The sequence below is a fragment of the Microbacterium sp. bgisy207 genome, from assembly GCF_057706855.1.
The window spans coordinates 35,848-46,509 of the sequence record NZ_JBYIPB010000014.1; the positions used below are offsets into that span (position 1 = coordinate 35,848).

Here is a 10,662-nt window from a genome sequence, read left to right on the forward strand (position 1 = left end):
GCCTCACCGCGCTCCTTTGGGGCGAACAAGAAAGACATTACGCGGATATGAACGGCGGGACAAATCCTGACCGCATCCCGGGCGTGTCGCGCCGCCCGACGGCGCAGCTCCGGCGGCGCGACACCCGGAAATGCGGGCGTTCAGCCGCGCACGAAGACGCCAGCGAGCGTCTTCTTGCCTCGGCGCAGGACGGACACTCCCCCGGGCAATGCACCGGTCACGACGGCGCCATCGTCCTCGACCCGAACCCCGTCCAGTGACACGCCCCCCTGGGCGATCGCGCGGCGCGCCTCCGAGAGGCTCGAGACCAGCCCGGTCGATACGAGCGCTTCGACCACGGTCGTCTCGGCGGTCGCCTCGACATGCGGCAGCTCCTCCAGGGCGCTGCGCAAGACGCTCGCGTCGAGTGCCGTGAGATCCCCTTGACCGAACAGGGCCTCAGAGGCGGCGACCACGGCTGCGGTAGCCGCCGCCCCGTGAACTGTGGCTGTCACTTCGAGGGCGAGGCGCTTCTGCGCCGCACGACGATAGGGCTCGACCTCGACGAGCCGCTCGTACTCCTCGATCTCCTCGCGGGTCAGGAAGGTGAAGATCTTCAATCGCGCGATGACGTCCGCGTCATCGGTGTTGAGCCAGAACTGGTACATCCGGTACGGGCTGCACATCTGGGCGTCCAGCCAGATCGCGTTGCCTTCACTCTTGCCGAACTTCGTGCCGTCGCTGTTGGTGATCAGGGGCGTACCGATCGCGTGTACCGACGTGTGCTCGACGTGATGGATAAGGTCGACACCGCTGGTGAGGTTCCCCCACTGATCGCTGCCGCCCGTCTGCAACACACATCCGTAGCTGCGGTACAGCTCGAGGAAATCCATACCCTGCAGGATCTGGTAGCTGAACTCCGTGTAGCTGATGCCGGCTTCGGAGTTCAATCGCGCACTGACGGCATCCTTCTTGAGCATCGTGCCGACTCGGTAGTGCTTGCCGATCTCGCGCAAGAAATCGATCGCCGACAGCGGCGCCGTCCAGTCGAGGTTGTTGACGATTCGCGCCGCGTTCTCGCCCTCGAAACTGAGGAAGCGCTCCACCTGGCCGCGCAGCCGCGTGACCCACTCGGCAACGGTCTCGGGCGTGTTCAGCGTCCGCTCCGCCGTGGGGCGAGGATCGCCGATCAGCCCCGTAGACCCGCCGACCAACCCGAGGGGCCTGTGGCCGGCGAGCTGGAGACGACGAAGCAGCAGCAACTGGACGAGGTTGCCCAGATGCAGGCTGGGCGCGGTCGGATCAAAGCCGCAGTAGTAGGTGACGCTCCCCGCGGAGAGGAGGTCACGAAGCGCGGTCTGGTCGGTCGAGACATGAACAAGACCTCTCCAGACGATCTCGTCCCACACCGACTCGAATGTCGGATCGTTCGCCGGCGCCAACGCACGGATGGGGACATCGGTCTCGAACTCCGGCACGGATGCCAGATTATCAGCGGCCCGCACCCAACGCGGGACAGATAATAAGTATGGAAACTAACTTCGGCTTGATTAAGCATGTATGCTTGTCTGAAGGCAACGGCATCGGAGGCGCACGTGTTCGTCATCACCGCGGACCAACGAGGGAGTCGGATCTCCGACGACCTCGTCCCCCGCGCACTCGAGATCGTCAGGGCAGCCGCTCCCGACGCCCCCGTCCTGGGGCCCGAGCGCACCATCGGAGATGAGATCCAGGTCGCGGTCGCGGATGCGGACGCGGCGCTGGCGATCATCCTGGCGCTCAGCCGCAGTCAACGCTGGAGCATCGGCCTGGGCATCGGTGACGTGGAAGAGCCCTACCCCACCTCGATCCGGGCGGCACGCGGGTCGGCGTTCATCCGCGCGCGCGACGCGGTGGGTGACGCCAAGCGCGCTCCCGGTCGGCTGTCGATCGCCCCGGATGCCTCGCCCCACGCCTCCGACGCGCAGGCCCTCATCCGTCTCCTGATCGACGTGCGCGATCGTCGGACAGACGAAGGATGGGAGGTGTACGACCTGCTGGCCCAAGGAATGACGCAGCGCGATGCGGCACAGGCACTGGGGGTGACGGCCGCCGCCGTGAGCCTTCGCGCACGCGCCGCCGGTCTCCGAATCGAGGAGGGCGCGCTGCCCGCGCTCGTGCGTGCGCTGAGCGCGGCCGGCAATGCTCCGACACCCTGACGCACCTGTCCGGCATCCGTGACGGAGGTGCGTGACAGCATGGACCCATGCTGCTCGCCGTCCCTGAAGCTCTCATCGCCGCGGTCGTCTCGATCTTCCTGTTCCTCGCGATGTGCGCCGCGCTCGCTCTCGTGCTGGTGAGCATCCGGCAGCCACGCACTCTGCCGCTGAGCATCTCGGCGGGATTGGTCGTGCTCGGCATCCTGGTCGTGGCGGTGCTGCCGCAGAACGTGCCCCTGCTGATGGGGCTCATCCTCGGTCTTCTCGGCACCGCGCTGGCGGTGCTCGGCGGTAACCCGATCACCCGCCACGTGCTCACCCTCGCGACCCGGGGCCGCGTGCAGGACGGCGACGCGGGCGGAATCATCGTGCCCTCGGCGACGGATGACGACCACGAGCGGCCGCACGAAGTCATGCGCGGCGGCACCACCATCGGCTACCTCGAGCGGCTGGCTGTCACCCTCGCGATCGTGGCGGGCTACCCCGAGGCGATCGCGGTCGTCGTCGCCGTCAAAGGCATCGGACGATTCTCGGAACTGGCGTCTGCCGAAGCCCGCGAACGCTTCATCATCGGAACGCTCGCGAGCCTCATCTGGGCCGCCGTCGTGGGTGCGTTGGTCAGGCTCGCGGTGTGGTGAGCCGCCGACCGGCACGGCGATCGCGGTCAGACCTCGAACGCGTGCGCGAGCGCCTGCACCCGCGCGATGAGTTCCTCGCGCTGCTCCGCGACACGATCCGGTGCGGTACCCCCGCGACCGGACCGGCTGCGCACCGACCCCTCGATCGTCAGCACATCACGAACGCGGGGAGTGAGCATCGGTGACACCCCGGCGAGGAGGTCGTCATCCGCATCCTCGAGGCCGATCCCGCGGGCCTCGCACACCTGCACGAGGCGACCGGAGATCTCGTGCGCGTCCCGGAACGGCACCCCCTGCCGCACCAGCCACTCCGCGACATCCGTCGCCAACGAGAACCCCTGCGGCGCCAGCTCGGCCATCCGGTCGCTGTCGAAGCGCAGGGTCGCGACCATCCCCGCGAAGGCGGGGAGCACGAGCTCCAGCGTGCTCACCGAGTCGAAGACCGGCTCCTTGTCTTCCTGCAGGTCGCGGTTGTATGCCAGCGGCAACCCCTTGAGCGTCGCAAGGAGCCCCGTGAGGTTTCCGATGAGCCGGCCCGCCTTCCCCCGCGCGAGTTCCGCGATGTCGGGGTTCTTCTTCTGCGGCATGATGCTCGACCCCGTGGAGTACGCGTCGTCCAGGGTGACAAAGCCGAACTCGCGGGTGTTCCACATGATGATGTCCTCGGCGAAACGAGACAGGTCGACACCGATCTGAGCCGCGACGAACGCGAACTCGGCGACGACATCGCGCGCGGCGGTGCCATCGAGGGAATTCTCCGCGGGGCGCGACAGACCCAGCTCGGCGGCGACGAGGGCGGGATCAAGACCCAGGGTCGACCCGGCGAGAGCTCCCCCACCGTACGGCGAAACGGACGCCCGTGCAGACCAGTCGCGAAGCCGCTCGAGATCGCGCACGAGAGGCCATGCGTGCGCAAGAAGGTGGTGCGCCAGCAGGATCGGCTGCGCATGCTGCAGATGGGTCCGTCCGGGCATGATGGCGGTGGGATGCGCCTCGGCCTGTGCGACGATCGCGTCGATCAGGCGGACGATCTCCCGCACGATCGTCCGCGCGTGGTCGAGCAGGTACATCCGGACGAGCGTGGCGATCTGGTCGTTCCGGCTGCGGCCTGCCCGCAGCTTCCCGCCGAGTTCCGGGCCGATCAGCTCGATCAGCGCCTGCTCGAGGGCACCGTGCACGTCCTCGTCCTGGGGGCGCGCGACCACCCTGCCACCGGCGACCGCGGCGGCGAGCTCGTCAAGACCGGCGCGCATCCGATCCGCGTCGTCGCGCGAGAGATAACCCGCGGCTTCCAACGCCGAGGCATGCGCTTTCGACCCCTGGATGTCGTATGCGGCCAGCGCCCAGTCGAAGTGGGTCGAGACGCTCAGGGCCGCCAGCTCTGGCGAGGGTCCCGAGGCGAACCGTGCGCCCCACAGGGCGCCGTCGTGCGTTGCATCACCCGTCGCGGTCATCGTGCCAGCCTATCCGCGCGCGGACGGGAGACCGTGTCGACGAGCCGCTCGAGCGGGCCGCGCCCGAGCAGCAGCGCCCAGACGAAGCAGGCGGCGACGATCCCCAGCGTCATCGGCCAGAACGGATGCAGCGCGCGGAACCCGAAGAGATCGGATGTGGTCCCCAGCGCGAGGAACGCCCATGCCGCCCAGACGAGGATCTGCGCCGAGTATGCGGTCAACGGCATGGCGCCCAGCGTGCGCAGGGGAAGCAGCAATGCCCGCAGCACAGTCCGGCACACGAGGATACAGAGCGCCATCACCGCGACGACGAAGCCCCCGGATCCCCACACTTCCAGGATGCCGCCGCTGTGCGCGGTGGCACGCCAGACCTGGGCCAGGTAGCCCGTGCCGCCCACCGGCACGACGGCAGCGAGGGTCTCCGCGCCCAGCGCGAGCACCAGGCCCGCTCCAGTGAGGGCCCACAGCACGGCGGGCCGGGTGAGATCGAGCCTCCCGATGGCCATGCCCGCGAGGAGGAAGGCCAGCCACAGCGGCGCCGGGTATGCCCAGCCCGTCAGCAGGAACACCGCCTCTCCCGGTGCGCTGTCCCAGAAGGCGGCGGACTCGATCGGCGGGAGCACCCAGGGAACGACGAGCGCGATCGCGCCCGCCCAGATCCACAGCACCCCGCGCCGAACGCCCACGAACGGGATCGCCGCCGCGAAGAGAATCGCGTACGCGGGCAGGATGACGAACACCGGGACGCCCGTGAGGATCAGGATGATGCCGAGAACCCACAGCACCAGAGCGCGCCAGGCAAGCCATCGCCCGGGCCGTCGCGGAGCCCCCGGGCCGGCCGTCACGATCGAGATCGAGACACCGGCAAGCGTCGCGAACAGGATCGATGACCGGCCACCGGCGATCCCGCCCCACGTCGTGGGATCGGTCCACACGACCTCGGGCAACTCGTACAGGTGCGCGGCGAGCATCCCGATGACGGCCAGTCCGCGTGCCAGATCGATCCCGGGGATCCTCGGTGGTCCGTCGAGGCGGCGCAGGTTCGCGACGACCCGCGCTCCTACTGCTGCTGCAGCAGCCACACCAGCAGTGCCTTCTGCGCGTGGAGCCGGTTCTCGGCTTCGTCCCACACGACACTCTGCGGTCCGTCGATGACCTCGGCGTCTACCTCGTAGCCGCGATCTGCGGGCAGACAATGGATGAAGATCGCATCGTCTTTGGCAAGGCTCATGAGTTCCTGCGACACCTTGTAGGGTGTGAGGTCGCGCAGGCGCTGGAGTTTCTCGTCCTCCTTGCCCATCGACACCCACGTGTCCGTGACGATGATGTCGGCGCCGGCTGCCGCCTCGTTGGGGTCGGTGTAGAGGACCACGGATCCCCCGGTCTGTGCTCCGCGGCGGTCGGCGTCGGCCACGACATCCTCTCGCGGCGCGTACTCGACCGGAGACGCGACCCGCACATGCATCCCCGCGGTGACCCCGCCCAAGACGTAGGACTGCCCCATGTTGGTGCGACCGTCGCCGAAGAAGGCCAGCGTCAGACCTCTGAGCTCGCCCTTGTGCTCCTTGATCGTCAGGAGGTCGGCGAGGATCTGGCACGGATGGAAGTCGTCGCTGAGGGCGTTGATGACGGGAACGCGCGTGCCGGCAGCCATCTCCTCCAGACCGGCCTGAGCGTAGGTGCGCCACACGATGGCGGCGACCTGGCGCTCGAGCACGCGGGCTGTGTCGGCCGGGGTCTCCTTGCCGCCGAGCTGACTGTTGGCGGTCGAGATGATCAGGGGCGATCCACCGAGGTCGGCGATTCCGACCGCGAACGAGACGCGGGTCCGCGTGGACGACTTGTCGAAGATCACCGCCACGGTCTGGGGACCGGCCAGCGGCTGGACCTTCCAGCGGTCCTTCTTCAACTCCGCCGCGAGCGCCAGGATCTCGGCCTGCTCCTCGGGCGTGAGGTCGTCGTCGCGCAGCAGGTGGCGGGTCATCGTGCAGCCTCCCTCTCATCGGTGGATTGCCCGGTTACCTCGTCGAGCATCAGAGCATCGGCCACCGTAGCCAGCGCGGCAGTGAACAGGGACAGGAACTCATCGACCTCGACGTCGCCGATGGTCAGGGCGGGCGCGATCCGGATCGTCTCGTCGTTGGGCGCATTGACGATGAGCCCATGCTCCTGAGCGGCGGCGACGACAGCCTTTGCGACCGGACGCGCGAGCGCAACGCCCAGGAGAAGGCCCTGCCCGCGGCATCCGGTGACCAGCGGCGAGCCGATCCCGAGGATCCCCTCGCGCAGCTGGGCACCGCGCGTACGCGCATTGGCCAGCAGGTCGCCGCGCTCGATCTCATCGAGCACGGCACCGGCGACCGCGGTTCCCAACGCGTTGCCGCCGAAGGTCGAGCCGTGCGTGCCGGGGTAGAACAGCTCGCTGGCGTCGCCGTAGGTGATGAGCGCACCGATCGGGAAGCCCCCACCGATGCCCTTGGCGACCGTGATCGCATCAGGGGTGATGCCGGCGTGCTGGAACGCGAACCATTCACCTGTGCGCCCGGCACCGGTCTGGATCTCGTCGAGGATGAGCAGGGCGCCATGCCGGCGGGTGAGGTCGCGGGCGGCTTCGAGATAGCCCTCGGGAAGGGGCAGAACCCCCGCCTCGCCCTTGATCGGCTCGAGAATGAGCGCCGCGACCGAGTCGTCGAGGGCGGCCTCGAGCGCGTCGATCGTCGAGTCGAGGAACTCGACCCCGGGAACCATCGGTAGGAAGGGCTCCTGCATCCAGGGCTTGCCGGTCAGGGCGAGCGTCCCCATGGTCCGGCCGTGGAAGGCATCCGTCAGCGCGAGGATCCGGGGGCGACCGGGGCCGCCGTCTCGGGGCGCGCCGTGGAGCCGGGCGAGCTTGAACGCCGCTTCGTTGGCCTCGGCGCCGGAGTTGGAGAAGTAGACGCGCCCGGACTCGCCCGTGCCGGCGAGGCGCTTGAGTCGAGCCGCGAGCGCGAGCTGCGGCGGGGTCGCGAAGTAGTTCGACACGTGAGCCAGCGTCGCCGCCTGCGCCGCGATCGCCTCGACGAACGCCGGGTGCGCGTGTCCGAGAGAGTTGACCGCGATGCCTGCGAGGAAGTCCAGGTAGCGCTTGCCGGTGTCATCCCACAGATACGCACCCTCGCCGCGAACGAACAGGGCGAGACGGTCACCGGCGTTGGCCAGAAGATCACGGCGGGCATCGTGCAGCCACGACGCCTGTGTCATCGTTCCGTCGGTCATTGCGCTTCTCCTCGTCTCGGGTGCCCGCTCATCCGCGCACCACTTCGGTTCCAATGCCTTTGCTCGTGAACACTTCGATCAGCAGGGAGTGAGGCACACGACCATCGATGATCGCGGCAGTATCCACTCCCCCGTCCACCGCATCCAGGCACGCCTGCATCTTGGGCACCATCCCCGACTCGAGGCTGGGCATCATCCGCCGCAGTTCCGTCGACGTGAGGTGCGAGACGAGCGAGTCACGGTTGGGCCAGTCCGCGTACAGGCCCGGGACATCGGTGAGGATGACGAGCTTGGCGGCATCGAGCGCGACAGCGAGCGCGGCGGCGGCAGCGTCAGCGTTCACGTTGAGTGTGTGCCCCGGCCGGTCAAGGTCGGGAGCGATGGAAGAGACGACGGGGATTCGACCGGCGGCGAGATGATCCAGGACGGCTGCGGGATTCACTTCGACGACATCGCCCACCGAACCGAGGTCGACCTCTTCGCCGTTGACGACCACGCCGCGCCGACGCCCCCCGAACAGCCCCGCGTCCTCCCCGGACAGACCGCTGGCGAACGGACCGTGCGCGTTGATCTGCGAGACCAGCTGCGGGTTGATGTGCCCGGTCAGCACCATTCTCACGACCGAGATCGCCTCGGTGCTCGTCACGCGGTAACCACCCTGGAACTCGCTCGGAATGTCGAGGCGATCGAGCATCCGCGAGATCTGGGGGCCGCCGCCGTGCACGACGACAGGCTTGACGCCGACATATCGGAGGTAGGCGATGTCCTCGGCCACAGTGCGTTGCAACTGCTCGGACACCATCGCGTTGCCGCCGTACTTGACCACGACGATCTGGTCGCGGAAGCGCTTGAGCCACGGGAGCGACTCGATCAGGACGGCCGCCTTCTCGGCGGCTTCATCGGGAGTGGTCTCTTGCAGGTCGGTCATGACGAGTAGGCGCTGTTCTCGTGGACGTAGTCGTGGGTCAGATCGTTCGTGTAGATGGTCGCCGAGGCCTCGCCGGCCTTCAGGTCGATGAGCACCGTCGTCGCGCGCGGCGTGAGGTCCACGAGCTCCCGCGGCTGGTCGGGCTCTCCGGCCGAGCAGACGCGGACGCCGTTCATCGTGACGTCCACGGCGTAGGGGTCGAACTCGGCAGCCGTCGTACCGATCGCCGCGAGCACCCGCCCCCAGTTGGGGTCGTTGCCGAAGATCGCCGCCTTGAAAAGGTTGTTCCGGGCGACCGCGCGCCCTACCTCGACCGCGTCGTCCTCGGATGCCGCGTGGATCACCTCGATGGCGATGTCATGGCTGGCGCCCTCGGCGTCGGACTGGAGCTGGATCGCCAGGTCCGTGCAGACGGCGATGATCGCGGCCCGGAAGGCATCGGGATCCGGCACGACGCCGCTGGCGCCGCTGGCCATCAGCGTGACCTGGTCGTTCGTCGACATGCAGCCGTCGGAATCGAGCCGGTCAAAGCTCACGCGGGTCGCGGCCCGCAGGTGCCGGTCGGCCTCGTCAGCGGTGAGCACCGCGTCGGTCGTGAGCACCACGAGCATGGTGGCCAGCCCCGGCGCGAGCATCCCCGCCCCCTTGGCCATGCCGCCGATCGTCCAGCCCTCGCCGCGGTGGGTCGACTCTTTCGGCCGCGAGTCGGTCGTCATGATCGCCCGGGCCGCGTCGCCGCCGCCGTCGGCCGAGAGCGCGCTGATCGCGGCCTCGGTTCCCGCGAGCACCCGATCGCGGAAGGCCTGGTCGCCCGTGCCGATCAGACCCGTCGAGCACACCTGGATGTCCCCCGCGCTCACCCCGAGCAGTTCGGCAGCCCGCTCCGCAGTGAGGTGAGCGGTCTGGAAACCGAACGATCCGGTGAAGCAGTTCGCGCCGCCGGAGTTGAGCACGATCGCTTCCACCACGCCGTCCCGGATCGCCTGCTGGGACCAGAGGATCGGGTTCGCCTTGGCACGGTTGCTGGTGAACACCGCCGCCCCGACTTTCCGCGGGCCGCGATTGACGACGACGGCGACGTCGGGATTGCCGGTGGACTTGAGCCCGGCGGCGACCCCCGCCGCGTGGAACCCTGCGGGCGCGGTGACGCTCACGGCGCGACTCCGTTCATGGTGAGGGCGCGGCCTTCCGGGAGGCCGAGCGCGATGTTCATGGACTGCACGGCGGCGCCTGCGGTTCCCTTGACGAGGTTGTCCACTGCCGCGACCACCACCACTCGACCCGCAGATCTGTCGACGGCAAGACCGAGGAGCGCCGTGTTGGCCCCGACGACGTCCGCTGTCCGAGGGAAGTGGCCGTCAGGCAGGAGCTGGACGAACGGTTCGTCGGCGTACGCTGCCTCCCACGCCGCGCGGATGTCGGCATCCGTCGCATCCGCCGCGAGGGGAGCCGTCGAGGTCGCGAGGATCCCCCGCGCCATCGGCACGATGACGGGGGTGAACGAGATCCGCACGTCAGCGGCTCCCGCATCCTCGAGCGCCTGACGGATCTCGGGGATATGCCGGTGGGTGCCGCCCACCGCGTACGGGTTCGCGCTGCCGAGCACTTCACTGGCCAGGAGGTGCGGTTTGAGGCTCTTGCCCGCCCCCGACGGCCCCACCGCGAGGACGCTGACGATGTCGCTCGAATCGATGACGCCCGCCGCGACGCCGGGGGCAAGCGACAGGCTCACGGTCGACGCGTTGCAGCCGGGAGCAGCGATCCGGGTCGCACCGACCAGGCTGTCGCGGATCTTGCCTCCTCCGACGGGAAGCTCCGGGACTCCGTACGTCCACGGGGCGTGGTGCGGGCCGTCGTAGAACTGCTGCCACGCTGACGCGTCGCGCAATCGGTGGTCCGCACCGGCGTCGATGACCAGCGGCACCTCGTCCAAGGCATCCGTGTACTGACCGGACTGCCCGTGCGGCAGTGCCAGCACGACGATGTCGTGGCCGGCGAGAACCTCCGGGGTGGTCTCTTGCAGCGTCAGGTGCGCCAGCGACCGCAGGTGCGGCTGATGGACGGCAAGCGGCTGTCCCGCGTTGGAGTGGGCGGTGACGGTGCGGATCTCGACATCGGGATGCTGGGCCAGCAGCCGCAGGATCTCGCCGCCGGCGTATCCGGATGCGCCCGAGACGGCGACCGAGTAGGTCATGGCTTCCACCTTATTG

General features: G+C 68.7%; 10 protein-coding genes. 2 read left to right on the forward strand and 8 right to left on the reverse strand.

The annotated features are described in order from the left end of the window. Window positions 1-140 precede the first annotated feature (140 nt). Window positions 141-1,457 (reverse strand): tyrosine--tRNA ligase, encoded by a 1,317-nt coding sequence (tyrS, locus tag AC3ENO_RS12850; protein WP_434970993.1) that lies wholly within the window; start codon window positions 1,455-1,457, stop codon window positions 141-143. 78 nt (window positions 1,458-1,535) lie between these two features. Here tyrS and AC3ENO_RS12855 point away from each other — a divergent pair, with 78 nt between their 5' ends. Further along, entirely contained in the window at window positions 1,536-2,177 is a 642-nt protein-coding gene (locus AC3ENO_RS12855; RefSeq protein ID WP_434970994.1) for a DNA-binding protein, read from the forward strand. Between the two features lie 47 nt (window positions 2,178-2,224). Next, complete coding sequence (locus AC3ENO_RS12860) at window positions 2,225-2,815, forward strand: hypothetical protein (protein ID WP_434970995.1); 591 nt, start codon at window positions 2,225-2,227, stop codon at window positions 2,813-2,815. Between the two features lie 26 nt (window positions 2,816-2,841). Here AC3ENO_RS12860 and argH read toward each other — a convergent pair whose 3' ends face one another. Genes argH through argC form a run of 7 tightly spaced genes read right to left on the reverse strand, consistent with a single transcriptional unit; the run spans window position 2,842 to window position 10,646 of the window. Further along, a complete protein-coding gene (gene argH, locus AC3ENO_RS12865) occupies window positions 2,842-4,269 on the reverse strand; it encodes an argininosuccinate lyase (RefSeq protein ID WP_434970996.1) in 1,428 nt (475 codons plus the stop codon). Further along, the gene (locus tag AC3ENO_RS12870; protein WP_434970997.1) at window positions 4,266-5,351 is read right to left on the reverse strand and encodes a heparan-alpha-glucosaminide N-acetyltransferase domain-containing protein; all 1,086 of its coding nucleotides are present in this window, start codon (window positions 5,349-5,351) and stop codon (window positions 4,266-4,268) included. The genes argH and AC3ENO_RS12870 overlap by 4 nt, the downstream gene beginning before the upstream one ends. Then, window positions 5,330-6,253, reverse strand: a complete 924-nt coding sequence (gene argF, locus AC3ENO_RS12875; RefSeq protein WP_434970998.1) for an ornithine carbamoyltransferase — start codon at window positions 6,251-6,253, stop codon at window positions 5,330-5,332. The genes AC3ENO_RS12870 and argF overlap by 22 nt, the downstream gene beginning before the upstream one ends. Further along, the gene (locus AC3ENO_RS12880) at window positions 6,250-7,524 is read right to left on the reverse strand and encodes an acetylornithine transaminase (protein ID WP_434970999.1); all 1,275 of its coding nucleotides are present in this window, start codon (window positions 7,522-7,524) and stop codon (window positions 6,250-6,252) included. Before AC3ENO_RS12880 ends, argF begins: the two co-directional genes overlap by 4 nt. 28 nt (window positions 7,525-7,552) lie before the next feature. Continuing rightward, window positions 7,553-8,452, reverse strand: coding sequence for an acetylglutamate kinase (gene argB, locus AC3ENO_RS12885; RefSeq protein WP_434971000.1), 900 nt, complete (start codon window positions 8,450-8,452; stop codon window positions 7,553-7,555). Then, on the reverse strand, window positions 8,449-9,606 hold the full coding sequence (gene argJ / locus AC3ENO_RS12890) for a bifunctional glutamate N-acetyltransferase/amino-acid acetyltransferase ArgJ (protein ID WP_434971001.1): 1,158 nt from the start codon (window positions 9,604-9,606) through the stop codon (window positions 8,449-8,451). The genes argB and argJ overlap by 4 nt, the downstream gene beginning before the upstream one ends. Next, entirely contained in the window at window positions 9,603-10,646 is a 1,044-nt protein-coding gene (gene argC, locus AC3ENO_RS12895; protein ID WP_434971002.1) for an N-acetyl-gamma-glutamyl-phosphate reductase, read from the reverse strand. Before argC ends, argJ begins: the two co-directional genes overlap by 4 nt. Window positions 10,647-10,662 lie beyond the last annotated feature (16 nt).

What these genes read in the sequence shown, in the direction of transcription:
- argB (WP_434971000.1), bottom strand. Translation starts at nt 8,452, where the DNA reads ATGACCGACCTGCAAGAGACCACTCCCGATGAAGCCGCCGAGAAGGCG.
- argC (WP_434971002.1), bottom strand. Translation starts at nt 10,646, where the DNA reads ATGACCTACTCGGTCGCCGTCTCGGGCGCATCCGGATACGCCGGCGGC.
- argF (WP_434970998.1), bottom strand. Translation starts at nt 6,253, where the DNA reads ATGACCCGCCACCTGCTGCGCGACGACGACCTCACGCCCGAGGAGCAG.
- AC3ENO_RS12855 (WP_434970994.1), top strand. Translation starts at nt 1,536, where the DNA reads ATGTATGCTTGTCTGAAGGCAACGGCATCGGAGGCGCACGTGTTCGTC.
- AC3ENO_RS12880 (WP_434970999.1), bottom strand. Translation starts at nt 7,524, where the DNA reads ATGACCGACGGAACGATGACACAGGCGTCGTGGCTGCACGATGCCCGC.
- argH (WP_434970996.1), bottom strand. Translation starts at nt 4,269, where the DNA reads ATGACCGCGACGGGTGATGCAACGCACGACGGCGCCCTGTGGGGCGCA.
- AC3ENO_RS12860 (WP_434970995.1), top strand. Translation starts at nt 2,225, where the DNA reads ATGCTGCTCGCCGTCCCTGAAGCTCTCATCGCCGCGGTCGTCTCGATC.